We start from the raw sequence: 17,000 nt of genomic DNA on the forward strand, positions 1-17,000 counted from the left end.
TGGAAGGACAGTGAAATTTATCCGTACTGGGCGACGGGGTGCTCGAACTGCCGGGAGTCAAGCGTCAGCCCCAGGCCTGGGCCGTCACGCAGGTAGGCACGGCCTTGGCTGATTTCAAAATCCACCTCGGCCACGTGCATCTCATGGTGTCGGCAGCAATTCCAGCTGGCACGATGTAGGCGGCCAGGGGTCGAAGCTGCCAAATGCATAACGGCGCTGTCACTGACCTGGGTGCCGCCGACGTCTTCAATATTCATCCGTATGCCGTGGTAGATGCAGAAGTCCCGAAGCTGTCGGGCTTTGGTCAGTCCTCCCACGCGGCCAATCTTCAACCCTATCAGTTGGGCGATGTTCTGGCGCTGGCCTTGTACCAGGTCGCCAAGGGTCACAATGGACTCATCCAGAATGATCGGGTTGCGTGTCAGTTCCCGCACCGCTCGGCACTGCTCCAAGGATTCGCAGGGCTGTTCGAAGCACACTGTTGGGTCTTCCACGCTGTTCATTACGGCGACGGCCTCCGAAACCGTCCAGGCACGATTGACATCGAAGGTGATGACCTCTCCGGGCAGGCGCTGTTCGAGCAGGCGCTGGATCTGAGCCACATCCTCCTCCACCCCGATGCCGACCTTGCAGGAGTGGGTGCGATAACCCTCGCTGCGAGCCAAGGCCAGATGGGCCGCCATCTGCACTGTATCGTCGGTGGGAATGCTGCTTTGCAAGGCTATCGACGCCTGGAACCGGCCGCCAAGCAATGCGTATACCGGCAGTTGGCAGTGTTTGCCGAGGATGTCCCAGCACGCCAGGTCGATTGCAGCTTTCACGTAGGGGTGACCCGGAAGCATCAGGTCCATGCGTGCATTGATCTGATCCAGGTGCAGTGGATTTTCACCCAACAGGTGCGGCGCCAATTCCTCTATGCCGGCCCGCACGCCTTTGGCGTAGGCAGGCAAGTAAGTGGCGCCCCAAGGGCAACTCTCGCCGACGCCCACCAGGCCACTGTCCGTGGTGACCAGGACGATGGTGGAGTCGAGTGAGTCATAGTGCAGTCGCCCCCCGCTGAGGCTGTATTTGTTCTTGAGCGGTATATCCAGCTGGTAGACCTTGATGGAGGTGATTTTCATGGTGCGAACGCTCCCTGCCGCACCGCACGCCCGACTGCGCGGGCAGGGGAGGGAAAGCCCAGAATCGACTGGTGAAAAATTTGCTCAATGACGGACAGTTGCAGTGCCTGCTGGAGTTCGCCAACCGCTGCGATACTGTCCAGGCAAGGTTCATAGCTATCCAGGTGTTCGGCAACCCAACTGGGGCCGCAACTCCAGTTCACCACCTGCTCGATCAGCGTGTCCGAAAGACCCATTGCGCGACCGATTTGCCAGGCCTCGTCGAGGATGACCTTGTTGATGCAGGCCAGGAATTCCACCAGGTGCGAGGCCAGCTTGATCTTGTTGTCGTCGGTGAATACAAGGCCCGAATGAAACGTCTGTGCCAGGGCCGGAGTGATGCGGCCCAGGGGGTCCTCAATCACAACGCCGCTGTGGCGATAGTCGCGGTTGGCGCCATAGGGCGAAGGCGCATGAAAATCGGGCAGGGTGAGGGATAGTCCGTTTTCCCGCTCGCTCATGGCGGCCACCTTTACGTGATTGTCCTGGCTGTCGAACAGCGTCCCAGCCTGGTGGTAGCGCTGCGCGACGATGCGTCCCAGCGGCATGGCCACCCCCAGCTCATCGGCCAATGCCTCGGTGAGGCTGGTGTCCTTGACGGTGATTTCCAACGTGCAGGAATGATCGTAGCTGGCGTCGAATATGAATGGGGTCAGTTGGTTGCTGACAAAGCAGTTTCCCCGCGAGACTTTCACGTAATCCCACAGCCAGTGCAGCGGAATATCGTTGGCTCTGGCCATGACCAGCAGTTCGGCCCATACCACGGTGGCGGTGTAGAACAGCAGGTTGGTGAGCAATTTGACCGATTGGCCGGCACCGATCTCTCCCACGTAGAAAGACTTGCGTCCCATGGTGTCAAGCATGACCCGGCTCAATGGGTAGCCGCGTTCATCTCCGCCGATGTAGAAGCATACGTTGGCAAAATCCACGCCCATATGTGACAGGTTGCTGACGGGCGCTTCCAGGCTGAAGATATTTTTTTGCCTGGCCAATTCAGCGATATGTTGGGTGTTGTGATAGTCGGTGGTGGAGGTGTCGATCCAGACCGTACCTTCGGCCATTCCCGCCAGAGCGCCGTGCTCCCCCGTCATGTTTTCCAGCACGTGGTGCGGTAGCGGCAGGCATGTCACCACAATCTGGCATGTGTGGGCGCACAGGGCAGGGGTGTCTTTCCAGAAAGCGCCCAACTCGATCACCGGTCCAGCATGCGCGGGGTCGATATCATGGACCTGGACGTGATAACCCGCATTCAGCAGACGCTCTATCAATGGACGGCCCATATTGCCGGTACCGATGAAGCCGACTTTCGGCTTGGCAGCTTGCATATCGATTCCTCCTGATGGTGGGGTCAAGCGAGTTCGCGTGCCCTGCCGGCACCCTGGCCGGTTACCCAGATTGAGTTGAAATTTTCAAGCATGACTTGCTGGCACGACACGACCTGGTCGCTGCCCAGAGGGTTGAACCTGGCGTCCACGTTCGGGTACACAAAAAACGGCAGCGATACCCTGCCACTGTTCGCACGGTGAATGACTTGGTGGGGTGTACTGGTAAAGAGGCCGTTACTCCACTTCATCAGCATGTCCCCCAGGTTGATCACCACTTCGTGCCCGCAAGGCGGAACATCGATCCAGCGTCCTTGGGAAAAAGCGCGTAGCGCGCAGGCATCACCGGCCTCCTGGAACAGCAAGGTGAATATGCCGTTGTCCGTGTGTTTGCCCGCGCCACTGCGCAGTGGTGGGTAGTACAGGGCACGCTGTATCAGCACCGGATCAGAAAAGAAGGGCTCGAAGAACAGCTTGTCCAACCCCAGGGCAAGCGCCAGCCCTTGTAATAATCGAGGCACCACTAGGTGCATGACTTGGTCTTGCAGGGCCAGCATCGCCTTGGCGAAACCGGGAGCTATTTGCTCGTCGGGTAGCAAGTTCGGACCTGTGAAAGGTTTTTCGCACAGGGCGGCCTCTCGTCCCATGTCGAAGTGCTGTTTACAATCGGGACCGGTAGGGGCGTGCAATGTTTCGCCAAAGGTATGTACATAACCCCGGCAAGTTCTGGGGCTGACCTGTTGGTGGTCTTGGGAAAAATGATTCTTGATCTCCAGCGGCAGCGCGAAGAATTGTCGCGCCGCACTAAACGCCTGATCGATAAGCAGCGGACTTATACCGTGTTCGGTTAAATAAAAGAAACCGTCCTTAATACAGGTTTCACGTAGGCGTCGTACTTCGCGCGGCGTATCAATAGATTCAAGCACTTCAAGTGAAATGCGATTCAAGGCCTCCATGCTCGAGCCCCCCTTATCGGGTAATTCTAAATGCTAGGTAGTGAGCATGTACCTCGTCTAAATAAGGAGCATTCATAAGTGACGGTAGGGGGGATAGTTTTTTTGTCGCGACTAAACTGCCCAACAGGTCCGCGAAGTTTTCTGCCTCATAGAACGTGCATCGCGTGCTAAACAGTAAAAGTCCGCCGGGGGCAGTCATGCGAATAAGTTCGTGAATGGCTTCTATGGGCAGGTGACCCTCGATGAACGCACCGCAGCACAAGGTTGCGTCATACCCGCTGTCCGCAATTAACGTGTTGTGTTCGGTCAGATCCACTCCGCCGTAGAGCGCCCCATATGCTTGGGTCTGACGCGCCAACTGTGTCATCGCCGGTGACAGATCGCAACCGTCTATAGTGCTAAAACCTCGTTGGGTCAGTTGTTTCCCCACCAACCCGGTCCCGCAGCAGGCATCCATGATGCGTAAAGCACTACGAGGTTTTCTGTTGTTTGTGTCTGCGTTGCCAAGAAGCGATGTCAGCAGGTCGCTGATTACGAGTGGACCGCAATAGTTCTCTTCGGACACATCATTGTCATAATCAGTAGACCATGTTTCATAGTAATCCCTGAGGCGAAAGTAATCGCGATTGAAGTTGAGGGCGCGATTCACCGATGTCGAGGAATAAGCGGTAGAAATTCTCGTGGCGTTATTTTCGCTGGCCATTCTGTATTCTCCGGAAAATTATTTTTCAGGTTGAATGAATCAGGGTGGGGCGTGAGTGGGGGGTTCATTCTTATTCGCCGGTACCGCGCTGTAAAGACCAAATAGATGACTTATCCTTCGGATTTTTCCTACATGGATAACCAGGTGTTATACATGCCGTTTTCCTATGGGACGCTAGACAGGACTTATTGGAGTATTCCTACTTCACGGTACAGGTGGTTGATCTGTCCACTATTGCGCTGGAACACTGGGTTGCTCCCACCCTTGGGCGCAGAGGAGCATCTCATCGGCCTAACTTCACTCAGCGGTGTTTGCGCAGAGTAATGGGGCAGTTTTCGAGAGGGGACTGTAGTACGTGAGGCTGGGGGCATCCGCTTCAAACCATCCCAAGCATGCCCTAAAATATACCTTCGAACGTAGCAATTCCCTGGAAGTGCATGGACTTCCATGGTCTATCAAAAAGCAGAAGTGATCAGGATGAACTGGCTTCGTGACGATGCTTAGAGACTCTCAGGGTCGCCAAAAAACATCTGAATCCGCGAGCGCAACCAGCGCTCTCCCGGATCGTTGTCCTGCGAGCCACGCCAGGCCATGTGCAATTCGAACGAGCGTACGGGCAACGGCGGGTCTTCTGCGCGCAAACCGCCCGCTGAGGTCAGCGCCTCGGCGGCGTAGTCCGGCACGGTGGCCAGGATATCGGTGCCGGCCAGCAATGTGCCCAGCCCATTGAACTGCGGCACGGCTAGGACCACGTGGCGCTTGCGGTCGAGTTTTTCCAGCTCTTCATCGATAAACCCGCTCAGGTCGCCGGCGAATGACACCAGGGCGTGGGGGCGGGCGCAGAAATCATCCAGGCTCAGCGAGCCGGGCACGCTGTCGGCGCGCAGCAGTTTCGGCAGGCTGCGGCGCAGGACCTTGCGCTTGGCGTTGGCCGGCAGGTCGGCGGTGTAGCTTACGCCGATGGAAATTTCGCCGGAGGCCAGCAGACCCGGCATCAGGATGTAATTGACCCGGCGCACCACCAGCACGATGCCCGGCGCTTCGGCGCGCAGGCGTTTGAGCAACTGGGGGAGCAGGGCGAATTCGACGTCGTCCGACAAACCGATGCGGAACACGGCCGTACTGGTGGCTGGGTCGAATTCGGCGGCGCGGCTCACGGCGGTGGAAATCGAGTCCAGGGCCGGGGAGAGCAGGGCGAAAATCTCTACAGCGCGGGCGGACGGCTCCATGCTGCGCCCGGTGCGCACAAACAGCGGGTCATCGAACAGTCCACGCAGGCGCGACAACGCCGCACTGATGGCCGGCTGGCCAAGGAACAGCTTCTCGGCAGCACGGGTCACACTGCGCTCATGCATCAAGGTTTCGAATACGATCAAGAGGTTAAGGTCGACACGACGCAGGTCGTTACGGTTCATCTTGTGTCCTGGAAGAGTCAGCGAGCTTGACGAGAGCGGCCACATGTAAACAATGACCAGCATGAATCTTACGGGGAAAGGCTGGTACTCTGCACCGGCTAATTGAGTTTTCCTACAAGATCTGGGGTCCATTCCTCAGTTGCGGAATCAATGACAGGCATGTCGACTATTAACGGCGACCGGTGGTCTTACCTGGAAAGCCCAGATAGAGTTCATGGCATTAGAGGTTACTTTGACGAGGTTTGCGATGTCCCGCACGATCCGTTTTCACAAGTTTGGTCCGGCCGAGGTGCTCAAGTGCGAAGAGCATGTAGCCGCGCTGCCCGCACCGGGCGAAGTGCAGGTGCGTGTCGACGCGATTGGCATCAGCTGGTACGACATTTTGTGGCGCCAGAACCTGGCGTCTTCCCATGCACGTCTGCCATCCGGCCTCGGCCATGAGATGGCCGGGGTGGTTGTAGCCCTCGGCGACGGCGTGGATGACTTGGCGGTGGGCGATAAAGTGGCCAGTTTTCCGGCCGAGAGCCCCAACGATTACCCGGTGTATGGCGAACAGATCGTCCTGCCCCGTTCGGCCCTGACCCGTTACCCGGACGTCTTGAGCCCGATCGAAGCCAGCGTGCACTACACGCCGCTGCTGATTGCCTACTTTGCCTATGTGGACCTGGCGCGGGTCAAACCCGGCCAGTTTGCCCTGGTGACCGACGCCAGCCACTGCGCCGGCCCCTCGTTCGTACAACTGGGCAAAGCCCTGGGTGTGCGGGTGATTGCCGCGACCAAAGACAGCGCGGAGCGTGAGTACCTGCTGTCCCTCGGGGCAGAAAAGGTGATTGTCACCGAAGAACAGGACTTGCTCATGCAGGTCAACAAGTTCACCGACAACCGCGGCGTTGACGTGGTGTTCGATGGCTTGGGCGGCCCGCAGATGTCGTTGCTCGGTGACGTGCTGGCACCGCGTGGCAGCCTGGTGCTTTATGGTCTGCAAGGCGGCAACCAGACACCGTTTCCGGCGTGCGCAGCGTTCCAGAAGAACATTCAGTTCTTTGTGCATTGCATCGGCAACTTCACCGGCAAGCCGGAGCTGGGCATCATTCAGGACCAGGTGGCGTTGCAGCGTGCGCTGCGTGATATCAACCAACTGACGGCCGACCGCGTACTGGTGCCGCTGAAAACGACGGTGTTTCCATTCAATCAGTTCGTGGAAGCGCACCGCTATATGGACGAATGCCCGTGTCGCGAACGCGTTGCGTTGCAGGTTGAAGCTGTTTGAGGTGTAGGAATATTCGCAAATGAGTCATCCGGGCCCTGGGCGCATGAGACAAATGCGCCATTTAGCAGGGCTTAACCCGCGCGTTGGATGAAACGCGCGCGCGTCTTTCGGTCCTGTAAACGATACCTTTGCCCCTGCCGCCGCCCTGATTTTCAGCGCGGCGTCTTTGTGTGCGCGCTATTTACGCCGCAACGGATAATTATCTGAACTGGTTTTCGACCGGCTTCTGTATCTGTTAATCATTATTCCAGTCCTGATAATTGAGTCTTCACGTTCAACACAAGGACCGAGTAATGATTGATACTCTGATACCCCAACAGGGGCTGCCTGCAACTCCCCATGATAATGCAGCAACTGCCTGGACCCGAGGATGCGGGTACTTTCCAGGCGAGCCTCAATCGATAAATCAGCGGAGGTCAAAGTTAGAAGCTTTTTATGTGTCAGATTCATCTTCTAGTTTAAGGATAAATGAGTGTAGGGGGCCGTCAGAGCATTCCTAGGATTGCCGCATTGACGGCCTGGACGCCTCACGCACGGCCTGTTGGCGCAATGGATGCTCCAACTGCGCTCCGGTGCATATTCCATGTCGATTAATTGCACAGTGCTAGTGTTTATTTATCGCGAACACGGTAGCGCGGGCACCCCTTCTTACAGATGCAATAGACCGGACAGTACGTCTCGGTAGTTGCTTGAAACTGATATTTCAACTCAGGTAGTAGAGCTATGAGCGCTATTCACGAACAAGCTATGAATTATGTTTACCAGCAAGTACTGCAACGGCTCATTGGGCACTTCAATCGTGCAGAACGCACAGCACTTCAATTGTTGATACAGCGGATTGTGGTTGCCGCTGGCGGTATGGAGCAGGTGGGCGATTACAAGGTGCTGGTGGCCCATGGCGGCGGTGAAGTCAGCAGGTACACCCTGGCGTTGTTGCGTGCCGCGCAATTAAGCATCGCCGGCCGCGCGCCCAAGACGTTCCAACTGCGCGTGGCCACCTTGCGTCACAGCGGCATGACCCAAGGCACGCTCGACACGCTTCACCGCGGCTACAGCCAGTTGTTTTTTCACGACGACCCACGGGTTGAGCTGCTGATGGTGGAAAACCACCAGGTGCTGCCGTTCAACCACCAGCGCCCGGCCTCCGCCACTGGGCGCGAGGTCAGCCAGCGCAACATGTTGATGATGGGGCATCTGTCCTCCGGTGACGTTCGCGCAACACTGTGCAACGAGACCTATCTGGCCTTGGGCGACTTCTACCAGCGCGTCACCGCCTGGGACGGTGGCGTGCATGCATTGGTCAGCGGCGATTGCGCGCGCAAGCAGGGCCAGTTGCTGGCCTGGCTGAAAAAGACCGCCCAGGCCGCAGGCGTCGAGGTTCCTGCGGGCAGGCCTGCCACGCTCAATGGGCTGTTCGCGCGCATGGATCAGTGGAGTGACGACATTTATCGTGACTTGTACGGCGAGCACTATGTGGCGAAGAGCGACACCAGCCCGGGTGGGCACCGCCACCTCGCGTACATCGGTATCGCCGACCTGCTGGACGGCATTGACCGCGCTTGTGCACCGTTGCTCACCGAGTTCATGGCCTATAACCCGGACCCACTGGGCTTTCATCTGAGTCATCCGACCTTTGCCAATCCGATGTTGATGGCGCACCTGCGAGGCCTGCAAGCCGAGAGCCTGAGGGCGCTGGATTACGAAGCGGGCGTCGAAGGGTTCATGCTGCAGGCAGCGAATTACCTGCGTCGTCGGCAAGTGTGCGAAGCGTTGATCACCCAAGCCGTCAGCCGCGAAGGGCGCGCCATATCGGCCCAGCACGCCCAGCAGTTTTTCGGCCTGGATGAGGGCCAGTTGATCTGCCTGCTGTTTTCGCCCTTTATCCACCACGGTGAGCGGCTGGAAGGTTATTTGCGCCAGTGCCACTCGGGCATGCTGGTGGCCCTGCCGGAACTGCACAAAGTGCTGCAGGGCAAGCCCGCTGCCGAGATGCTGCAGCAATGGGTAACCGACGCCAGCGGGCTGCCGCTGCCGTTGCTTCAGCATCTGTACCGCAAGCGGCCAATGCCCGGCGGCCGCGGCAGTACCGCTCGTGGTTGCCGTCAGGAACGGTCGATGGCCAGTGCCGACATGGCCTTGCAGCTGTCCGGGCGATGACGCTGCGTGGTGTGCGGCAGGTGGAGTTCGCCTATCAGGCGGTGTATCGCTACATGATCAACCTGATTGACGAGGTCAGCAGCGATAGCCGAGTAAAGCTGCCGTCTCTGCGCCAGTTATCCCAGCGCCTGAACGTGTCCATTTCCACCATCCAGTACGCCTATTCGCTGCTGGAGAAAGAGGGGCGGGTGTATTCAGTGGCCAAGTCAGGCTATTACGCCTGGCCGCTTGCCGGCGGCACCTCGACGTGGCCAAGCGGGGATTTGCTCGAGCGCCTCTATGTGGCCGCGCGACGCCCGGGCATGGTAGTGCTCAGTGGCGATGAACCTGCCTTGTTGGCGTCGCTGGACAGCACGCTGTTGCGCCTGGAGCGGGAGTTGGTGCGCCAATACCCGCACCACTTGCAGCCCTGGTCCCAGCCATGTGGGGTGTGGGAGCTGCGCGCAGCGCTGGCGGCGCGTTACACCTCGTCGCCGACGCGCTGCTGGCACGCCGATGACGTGTATATCGGTGCCGACCTGCGCGGGGTGCTTGATATCCTCATCGAGGTGCTCGGCCTGCCCGGTTCTACGGTGATTATCGAGTCGCCCTGCGACTGGCTGATCCTGCGCCTGCTGCAGGATGCCGGCATCCGCCTGCTCGAATTGCCCTGGGCGCAGGACGGCAGCCTCGACCTGGTGTCGCTCGAAGGCCTGCTGCGCGACGAGCGCGTGAGCCTGGTGCTGCTCTCATCGACGGTCAGCCAGCCTTCTGGCGTGGCGATGGCCCTGCGCGATCGCCTCAAGGTGGCGCAATTGCTCGACCAGCATGGGTGCTGGCTGTTGGAGAACGACACGTGCGGGGAGTTGAGTTTCAAACCGCCCCACACGGCCTTGCGCGATCTGGTGAACCCGGAGCGGCTGATGGTGTTTTCCTCCTTCGAGAAAATTCTCGGCCCAGAAGCGCCGTATGGCTACGCGCTGTCCCGGCACATGAGCAGCCAATTGCAGCGCCAGTTTCTGCTGCGCTCGTTCCGGTTGTCGTCAATTCGCCAACGCGCGATTGCCCGCCTGTATCAGAGCGGGCAAATTGATCAGCACCTGCGTACCCTGCGTCAGTTGCTGCGTGAGCAAGCCGGCGCAATGAGCCTGCTGCTCGACCAGCATTTGGGCGATCAAGTGACTTATCGTATGCCTGCCGGCGGCGCTACGTTCTGGTTGGGTTCGACCCAGGCAGTGGATATGCGCCAGGTGTTCCAGTGTTTGCTGGCCCGGCAAGTGGTGGTGGCGCCCGGCGAGTTGTTCAGCGTCGGCGGCCTGCACCATCAGCACATGCGTTTGAGCCATACCTTTCATGGGCAGCCCAACCTGGACGTTGCGCTGGCGGCGCTGGCTGATGCCCTGCGGCAGGCACAAACGGGCTAGATGCGTGAAATTTCTCTGAGTTTTGTAGGATCGATACCGTCGCGTAGTAGTCCAACTCTCAGTAAACTGTCGTTTTTTCCAAATCCTTCTTTTCGAGGTTCATGCATGACTATCAGTCCTTTTGCGGGCAAGCCGGCGCCAGCTCAGTTGCTGGTGGATATCCCGCGACTGGTCACGGCCTACTACACAGGCCAGCCTGATGCAGCGATCTCCACCCAGCGCGTGGCTTTTGGTACCTCCGGCCACCGCGGCAGCTCGTTTGAGCTGAGCTTCAACGAGTGGCACGTACTCGCCATCAGCCAGGCCATCTGTTTGTATCGCGAAGCCCAAGGCATCAATGGTCCTTTGTTCGTCGGCCTGGATACTCATGCGCTGTCGACGCCGGCCGGTGCCAGCGCGCTGGAAGTCCTGGCGGCCAACGGCGTGCACGTGATGCTGGCCGAGGGCGATGAATACACGCCGACCCCGGCCATTTCCCACGCCATCATCTGCTACAACCGCGGCCGCACCACGGGCCTGGCCGACGGCATCGTTATCACGCCGTCGCACAACCCGCCGCAAAGCGGCGGCTACAAGTACAACCCGCCCAATGGCGGCCCAGCCGATACCCACGTCACCAAGTGGATCGAAGCCAAGGCCAATGAACTGTTGGCCAACAAACTCGCCGGGGTCAAGCGCATCACCCACGCCCAGGCGCTCAAGGCCGATACCACGCACCGCCATGATTACCTCAACAGCTACGTGGCCGATCTGGTCAACGTGATCGACATGGACGCCATCCGCAGCGCCGATTTGCGCCTGGGCGTCGATCCTCTGGGCGGAGCAGGGGTGCGCTACTGGTCGGCGATTGCCGAGCACTACCGCTTGAACCTGGACGTGGTGAACACTGAAGTCGATTCCACCTTCCGCTTCATGAGCGTCGACTGGGACGGCCAGATCCGTATGGACCCGTCCTCCAGCTATGCGATGCAAGGCTTGATCGGCCTCAAGGAGCGGTTCGACGTGGCCTTCGCCTGCGACCCGGACCACGATCGACACGGCATCGTCACGCCGTCAGGCGGCCTGTTGGCACCGAACAATTATCTGGCCGTGTCCATCGATTACCTGTTTCAGAACCGCCCGGACTGGCGCGCCGATGCAGCCGTGGGCAAGACCGTGGTCAGCAGTGGCTTGATCGACCGCGTGGCCGCACGTATCGGCCGTCGTCTGTACGAAGTGCCCGTAGGCTTCAAATGGTTTGCCGATGGCCTGTTTGAAGGCTCTCTGGGTTTTGGCGGCGAAGAGAGCGCCGGCGCCTCGTTCCTGCGCAAGGATGGCACTGTGTGGAGCACCGATAAGGATGGCTTGATTCCGGCCCTGCTGGCGGCGGAAATGACCTCGCGCAAAGGCCAGGACCCAAGCCAGATCTACCGTGGCCTGACCGATGCGCTGGGCGAGCCCTTCGCGATCCGCGTCGACGCCAAGGCCACCCCGGCGCAGAAAGCCTTGCTGGGCAAGCTGTCGCCGGAACAGGTCACGTCCACGCAATTGGCCGGGGAAAGCATCCAGCAGATCCTCAGCCATGCGCCGGGCAATAACCAGGCGATTGGCGGTTTGAAGGTGATGACCGAAAACGGCTGGTTTGCCGCGCGCCCATCGGGCACCGAGGACATCTACAAGATCTACGCCGAGAGCTTTGTGGGCGAGGATCACCTCAAGCAACTGGTAGAAGAAGCGCAGGTGCTGGTCGACGGCGCAATCAGCCAGTAATCACGCCATATCGGCTGTGGGAGGGAGTTGCTCCCTCTCACATTCTCAGGTTAACGAAAGTCCCTTCAAGCCAGATCGACCAGCACGATCTCGCTGTCCTCGAGCGCCGTCACCCGCAACAGGTGTTCATCCTCAACCGCCACGCCGTCTCGCGCTTGCGCACGCAAGCCATTGACTTCAATCACGCCCGTCGCCGGCACCAGGTACGCGCGGCGCCCGCTGTCCAGTCGATACTCGGCACTTTCGCCCGCTTTCAGGTTGGCCGCCACCAGACGTGCGTCAGCGCGGATGCGCAGGCTTTCGCTGTCACCGGCCTTGCCGCTGGCCAGGGTCACAAAGCCCTCGCGATCTCCCTGGGGAAAGGGTTTGGCGCCCCATGAAGGCGGCAAGCCGGCTTCGTTTGGAATAATCCAGATCTGGAAAATCTTGGTCGGGGTGGCCTCCAGGTTGTATTCGCTGTGGGCAATCCCGGTGCCGGCGCTCATCACCTGCACATCGCCGGCCTCGGTGCGGCCCTTGTTGCCCAGGTTGTCGGCGTGGCTGATGGCGCCTTCGCGCACGTAGGTGATGATTTCCATGTCGCGGTGCGGGTGCTGCGGGAAACCCGTGCCCGGCGCGATAATGTCGTCGTTCCATACCCGCAGGTTGCCCCAGTGCATGCGCTTGGGGTCGTGGTATTGGGCGAATGAAAAGTGGTGATGGGCGTCAAGCCAGCCATGATGGGCGCCGCCCAGCGTGTTGAAAGGTCGAAGTTCGAGCATGAGAGTCTCCTGTTGATGGGGACCATGATCCAGCAGTGCATGATCGATAAAAAGCGTAAAAATTGCTGGATTCTCATCCAATAATTCGATTGGTTACAGGCGTTTCAACTTTCACTTCATCGCCTAACTGCATGACGTCAAAGCAATTGGCTGGAACTGAGCGCCGATTCCGGCGACCATGGCGCCTTCGCCAAAACCAACCTCATCGCTGGAGTCCGCGTGCCGCAACAAACGCCTGATTTGCCCCCTGAGCTTCGTCCTCTGGCAGAAATGCCGCTGCTGAAACGGCTGGCCGCCCGCTTGTTTGGCCACGGCCTGACGCGTCTACGTGCGCAGCATCGGTTTTCCTGGCTGCACGGCCAGGCTGACGGATTTCGCAGCGGGCACGAAGCCGGTGTGGAATATGGCTATCGCGAAGGCAAGGCTGACGGAATAGAAGAGGGCCGCCAGGTATTGCTGATCCGTGACTTCCGGCCCGAAGAGCACAAGGCGCCAGGCGTGGATGACAGCCTGTTCGACGACTGGCGGCTGCCGCTCAGCGCCGACGTGAAGAAGCGCATGAAGGCGGATGTGGCGCGCTTACTGCCAGCCCATGCACAGCCGAGCAGCGCGCAATGGAAAATGATCTTCAGCGACACGCCTTCGACGTCGGTGATCGCCGGTGCGGGCGCCGGTAAGTCCACCTCGCTGGTGCTGCGGATCCTGTTGCTTACCCATTACCTGGGCTTTGAACTGAGCTCGATGACCGTGGTGACGTTCACCCGCGAGTCGCGCAAGGACTTCATCAACAAGCTCATGGAAATTCTCAGCCTGTGGGGCCAACCCCTTGGCAGCAAAGAAGCCCAGGCCGTGGTGCGTACCTTTCACTCGCGCATCTTGCCGATGGTACGCAGCTTGCCTGGCTTTGAAGGGCTGCAGGCGTTCGAAAACCTCAGCAGTGGTGTCGAGGACGCGGACAGCAACCCATTCGACCTGCGCATCGGCGATGCCCAGCGCCAACAGATGAATGCCTGCTACCACCGGCTGCACGGCCGGCACGAGCGTTTCCGTGAACTGATTGCACCCTTGGCCCGTCATGGCCTGCAGCTCAAGGAGCTGGAGCGCGACCATCCGGATGTGCAAAAGCGCATCGCCGTCACCGAGTTGGCCGCCAAGCGTGATGAAGAACTGTGCGATGTCATCGAAGACCTGTGGTTTCGTGCGGGCGCATGGCCGATCAAGGGCATTGAGCCGAGCCGTCAGACGTTTGAGATCAATGGCGCGCAGTTTCACTGTCACGGCTATATTCCCCAGTTGGACGCCTGGGTGGTGCTGGGCTTCGATTCACGCGAAAACGCCCAGATCAGCCGGCCGAATTCGAAGCTTTCGGTACGTGCCGAGTGGGCAGTAAAGCGCACCCTGTTTCAAGCTTTCTGTCGTAAGCCTATGATTTGGCTCGATAGTTACGAATCTTCCAAGCGGCTATTAAGCAGCTTGGCCGGCGATGCTACCGCAGGGCCGGGCTTCGATTACAAGGTCAAGGGCGAACTCGCCTCGGCGCCACTGCTGGACAGCTTTGTCATGGCTGCCGGGTTCATCGAGAACCTCGGCCTGGACGTGCCGACTGCCGTGGGCCAGATGAGCTTTGCCAAGGACGATCCCGACCGCTTGTTTTTTGAAGCCTTGAGCATCTTCTGGAAAGCCCTGGAAGATCACTTGCTCGACCAATCGCCGCCGATCATGACCTACAACCGGATGTTTTCGCTGTTCGGCGAAAATACCCCGGAAAATCTCAAGCTGCTCAGCGATCCGTTGCTGCGGCCGATGTCGCACTTGATGATCGACGAGTTTCAGGACGTGTCACCGCAGATCGTGTCGTGGATTCGCGCCAGCCTGCGGGAAATCCGTAGTCGCGGCCCGGCGATGCACGTGGGCCGAGGCGCACAGCGCTCATCCTTGCTGTGTGTCGGCGATGACTGGCAGTCGATTTATGGCTGGCGCGGCAGTTCGCCCCAATACTTCATGGCATTCAACACCGAATTCCCGTCGCCGAGCACCACCCGCGTGATGCTGAGTGAGAACTACCGCAGCCACCAGCACATCATCGACGCCGCCGAGCACATTGTGCGCGCCGCCCCTGCAATCCCCGGCAAGAAAGCCAAGGCCAGTGGGGCGCCCAAGGCATTGGTACCCGTGACGGTGCTTGAGCGCGACGATGCTGCGTTGGGTCGGCAGTTGCTGGCGCACTACCAAAGAGGCGAATCGGTGTTAATGCTTTATCGAAAAAGTAGCGATAAGTTATTGATTCAAGAGCATATTCAGCCTGTAGTTAATGCTGATTCTAGCGTGCCGCTGCCGGCCCGCAGGCTGAGACAGCTGACTTACCACAGCGCCAAAGGACTACAGGCCGATGCGGTATTTCTACTCGGTGATTGTCAGCATGTGACCAGTTCGCCTTACAAGAATCAGGTCTACCGCATGGCTGGCCTGGGCAAGGCTGGTGACAGCGAGCCATATGACTCTGCCCAAAAAGACGAAGTGCTGCGCCTGGCCTACGTCGGGATCACCCGCGCGGTAAGCCATTGCTATTGGTTCGTGGAAAAGCCGGAAGGCCAGGGCGTGAATGTGCCCAGGGCTTCGGAACGGGTAGATGGCAACAAAGCGTTTTTCGACGATCAGCGCGGCCAGTGAGTGCAACGTGATGTGGGAAGGCGCCAGCCGTTCCCACATTAGCTATACATCGCCTGATAACCTGAGGTCAGGCCCGCAAGGACAGCGGCGGCACAAAACACTCCAGCTCATCTTCGACCGCTTCGATGATGCGCTCTACATCGGCGGCATTCATCACGGTGGCACAGGGAATGCCGGCAATCGCGATCAACGTTTCGCCGCTGCTGCGATCAAACAGGCGGGCGACCATGCTGCCGGGGGCGTCCATGCTCCCCTCAAAGCCCATCGGGTGAAAATGCCAGCGCATCAGCTGGCAAGCGTTGGGAAACGTCACTTTATTCATGTTGCCCACCTTCTTCATTGAGCGCTTCCTTTAGCTCGCGGCAGGGGCCATGACCGTCACTGGCCAGGGCATCGAAGACGTTCAAAATAACATCCGTTCGCAAGCGCAAGGTGACTTTTTTAGGCCCGTTGGGCAGTTCTTTTTCAATAACTTGATGTGGGTCATGTCCTACTACAAACTAGGCAAAAGGCCAGTATTCAGAAGCGCCAATTGACCATTGAAGGCTGCCCTGAAATTCGGCACTCTCCAGGGTTTACCCGCAACAGAGCCGCCCATGCCGCAGACCGCCCCGGACGATGATTGCCAACACACCCAAGCCACGGGCGATCTGGTGCTGCGTCACCATCTGTGCTGGCGCCATCGTGATCTGGATGGCGTGATGTCCTATTACCACCCGGACATCCAGTACCACGACTTCTTCCAGAACCGCGTCATCGGCTACGCCGAACTGCGTGAATACCTGCAAGCGAGCATGCCGCGTGGCGCCGATGAAGCCATTGAGCACACCGACCGCATTCGTGCCGACGGCGACACCGCGTTCATCCAGTACCGCATCACCTTGCGGGGCGGCCAGGGCCTGGTGTCGTTTCGCACCAGCGAGGCCATCACCGTGCGCGACGGGCTGATCTGGCGGGTCAACGAATACGCGTCACTGGTGCACGAACAGCCGACCCAGGCCATGCGCCCCACGGTCAGCCGCCTGGGCTTGTCGCCCCAGCAATTGGGGCACATGGCCAATGACCTGCAACACTATTTCGAACTCAAGCAACCCTATCTGGACCCGGAACTGGACCTGCAACGGGTTGCCAAGGAATGCGGCTACAGTCGCAATCAGATTTCCTACCTGTTGAACCAGGTGCTGGGGCAGAGCTTCTATCGCTACGTCAACCAGGCACGGCTTCAACACTTGCTGGCGGCGCTGGATAACGCCGTGCCACCGATCAAAGTCGATGACCTGGCATTCGCCGCCGGTTTCAATTCGCTGTCAGCCTTCTACAGTGCCTTTCGCCAGCACACCGGCCAGTCGCCCAAGGCCTACGTCAAACAAATTTCTCTGCGTGCACGCGCGCAAGACAGCCCATAACACCGCGCTCTAGGATCCAGCCTATCGA

General features: G+C 59.1%; 13 protein-coding genes. 6 read left to right on the forward strand and 7 right to left on the reverse strand.

The window, feature by feature from the left end; genetic code table 11:
- Positions 1-17: 17 nt before the first annotated feature.
- The 5 genes from AACW30_RS08235 to AACW30_RS08255 all read right to left on the reverse strand — a co-directional run bounded on the left by AACW30_RS08235 (position 18) and on the right by AACW30_RS08255 (position 5,556).
- The gene (locus AACW30_RS08235; RefSeq protein ID WP_200624713.1) at positions 18-1,121 is read right to left on the reverse strand and encodes a mandelate racemase/muconate lactonizing enzyme family protein; all 1,104 of its coding nucleotides are present in this window, start codon (positions 1,119-1,121) and stop codon (positions 18-20) included.
- Positions 1,118-2,485, reverse strand: coding sequence for an NAD(P)-dependent oxidoreductase (locus AACW30_RS08240; RefSeq protein WP_200624714.1), 1,368 nt, complete (start codon positions 2,483-2,485; stop codon positions 1,118-1,120). Before AACW30_RS08240 ends, AACW30_RS08235 begins: the two co-directional genes overlap by 4 nt.
- Positions 2,486-2,508: 23 nt before the next feature.
- Positions 2,509-3,438 carry an isopenicillin N synthase family oxygenase gene (locus AACW30_RS08245; RefSeq protein WP_200624715.1) on the reverse strand — a complete coding sequence of 310 codons (930 nt, stop codon included), beginning with the start codon at positions 3,436-3,438 and terminating at the stop codon, positions 2,509-2,511.
- A gap of 13 nt (positions 3,439-3,451) precedes the next feature.
- Positions 3,452-4,141, reverse strand: coding sequence for a class I SAM-dependent DNA methyltransferase (locus tag AACW30_RS08250; protein WP_119740604.1), 690 nt, complete (start codon positions 4,139-4,141; stop codon positions 3,452-3,454).
- Positions 4,142-4,641: 500 nt separating this feature from the next.
- Entirely contained in the window at positions 4,642-5,556 is a 915-nt protein-coding gene (locus tag AACW30_RS08255) for a LysR substrate-binding domain-containing protein (RefSeq protein ID WP_010210548.1), read from the reverse strand.
- A 247-nt stretch (positions 5,557-5,803) separates the two neighbouring features.
- On the opposite strand from AACW30_RS08255, the gene AACW30_RS08260 reads away from it, so the two are divergent.
- The 4 genes from AACW30_RS08260 to pgm all read left to right on the forward strand — a co-directional run bounded on the left by AACW30_RS08260 (position 5,804) and on the right by pgm (position 12,135).
- Positions 5,804-6,826 carry a zinc-dependent alcohol dehydrogenase family protein gene (locus tag AACW30_RS08260; RefSeq protein ID WP_106578091.1) on the forward strand — a complete coding sequence of 341 codons (1,023 nt, stop codon included), beginning with the start codon at positions 5,804-5,806 and terminating at the stop codon, positions 6,824-6,826.
- 723 nt (positions 6,827-7,549) lie between these two features.
- The gene (locus AACW30_RS08265) at positions 7,550-8,983 is read left to right on the forward strand and encodes a hypothetical protein (RefSeq protein WP_200624716.1); all 1,434 of its coding nucleotides are present in this window, start codon (positions 7,550-7,552) and stop codon (positions 8,981-8,983) included.
- Complete coding sequence (locus AACW30_RS08270) at positions 8,980-10,386, forward strand: aminotransferase-like domain-containing protein (protein WP_200624717.1); 1,407 nt, start codon at positions 8,980-8,982, stop codon at positions 10,384-10,386. The genes AACW30_RS08265 and AACW30_RS08270 overlap by 4 nt, the downstream gene beginning before the upstream one ends.
- A 105-nt stretch (positions 10,387-10,491) precedes the next feature.
- A complete protein-coding gene (gene pgm, locus AACW30_RS08275) occupies positions 10,492-12,135 on the forward strand; it encodes a phosphoglucomutase (alpha-D-glucose-1,6-bisphosphate-dependent) (protein ID WP_106578094.1) in 1,644 nt (547 codons plus the stop codon).
- A 65-nt stretch (positions 12,136-12,200) separates the two neighbouring features.
- On the opposite strand, the gene AACW30_RS08280 is transcribed toward pgm, so the two are convergent.
- Entirely contained in the window at positions 12,201-12,896 is a 696-nt protein-coding gene (locus AACW30_RS08280) for a pirin family protein (protein ID WP_200624718.1), read from the reverse strand.
- 219 nt (positions 12,897-13,115) lie between these two features.
- Between AACW30_RS08280 and AACW30_RS08285 the strand changes: the two genes are divergently transcribed.
- Positions 13,116-15,566 (forward strand): UvrD-helicase domain-containing protein, encoded by a 2,451-nt coding sequence (locus AACW30_RS08285; RefSeq protein WP_200624719.1) that lies wholly within the window; start codon positions 13,116-13,118, stop codon positions 15,564-15,566.
- Positions 15,567-15,633: 67 nt separating this feature from the next.
- On the opposite strand, the gene AACW30_RS08290 is transcribed toward AACW30_RS08285, so the two are convergent.
- Positions 15,634-15,906: a DUF1652 domain-containing protein gene (locus AACW30_RS08290; RefSeq protein ID WP_106578097.1), complete on the reverse strand. Its 273-nt coding sequence runs from the start codon at positions 15,904-15,906 to the stop codon at positions 15,634-15,636.
- 256 nt (positions 15,907-16,162) lie between these two features.
- Here AACW30_RS08290 and AACW30_RS08295 point away from each other — a divergent pair, with 256 nt between their 5' ends.
- Positions 16,163-16,972 (forward strand): helix-turn-helix transcriptional regulator, encoded by an 810-nt coding sequence (locus AACW30_RS08295; RefSeq protein ID WP_200624720.1) that lies wholly within the window; start codon positions 16,163-16,165, stop codon positions 16,970-16,972.
- Positions 16,973-17,000: the final 28 nt, after the last annotated feature.

The organism is Pseudomonas sp. MF6747 (genome assembly GCF_963890955.1).
Lineage (GTDB): Bacteria > Pseudomonadota > Gammaproteobacteria > Pseudomonadales > Pseudomonadaceae > Aquipseudomonas.

What these genes read in the sequence shown, in the direction of transcription:
- AACW30_RS08255 (WP_010210548.1), bottom strand. Translation starts at nt 5,556, where the DNA reads ATGAACCGTAACGACCTGCGTCGTGTCGACCTTAACCTCTTGATCGTA.
- AACW30_RS08240 (WP_200624714.1), bottom strand. Translation starts at nt 2,485, where the DNA reads ATGCAAGCTGCCAAGCCGAAAGTCGGCTTCATCGGTACCGGCAATATG.
- AACW30_RS08270 (WP_200624717.1), top strand. Translation starts at nt 8,980, where the DNA reads ATGACGCTGCGTGGTGTGCGGCAGGTGGAGTTCGCCTATCAGGCGGTG.
- AACW30_RS08290 (WP_106578097.1), bottom strand. Translation starts at nt 15,906, where the DNA reads ATGAAGAAGGTGGGCAACATGAATAAAGTGACGTTTCCCAACGCTTGC.
- AACW30_RS08245 (WP_200624715.1), bottom strand. Translation starts at nt 3,438, where the DNA reads ATGGAGGCCTTGAATCGCATTTCACTTGAAGTGCTTGAATCTATTGAT.
- AACW30_RS08280 (WP_200624718.1), bottom strand. Translation starts at nt 12,896, where the DNA reads ATGCTCGAACTTCGACCTTTCAACACGCTGGGCGGCGCCCATCATGGC.
- AACW30_RS08260 (WP_106578091.1), top strand. Translation starts at nt 5,804, where the DNA reads ATGTCCCGCACGATCCGTTTTCACAAGTTTGGTCCGGCCGAGGTGCTC.
- AACW30_RS08250 (WP_119740604.1), bottom strand. Translation starts at nt 4,141, where the DNA reads ATGGCCAGCGAAAATAACGCCACGAGAATTTCTACCGCTTATTCCTCG.
- pgm (WP_106578094.1), top strand. Translation starts at nt 10,492, where the DNA reads ATGACTATCAGTCCTTTTGCGGGCAAGCCGGCGCCAGCTCAGTTGCTG.
- AACW30_RS08295 (WP_200624720.1), top strand. Translation starts at nt 16,163, where the DNA reads ATGCCGCAGACCGCCCCGGACGATGATTGCCAACACACCCAAGCCACG.
- AACW30_RS08265 (WP_200624716.1), top strand. Translation starts at nt 7,550, where the DNA reads ATGAGCGCTATTCACGAACAAGCTATGAATTATGTTTACCAGCAAGTA.
- AACW30_RS08235 (WP_200624713.1), bottom strand. Translation starts at nt 1,121, where the DNA reads ATGAAAATCACCTCCATCAAGGTCTACCAGCTGGATATACCGCTCAAG.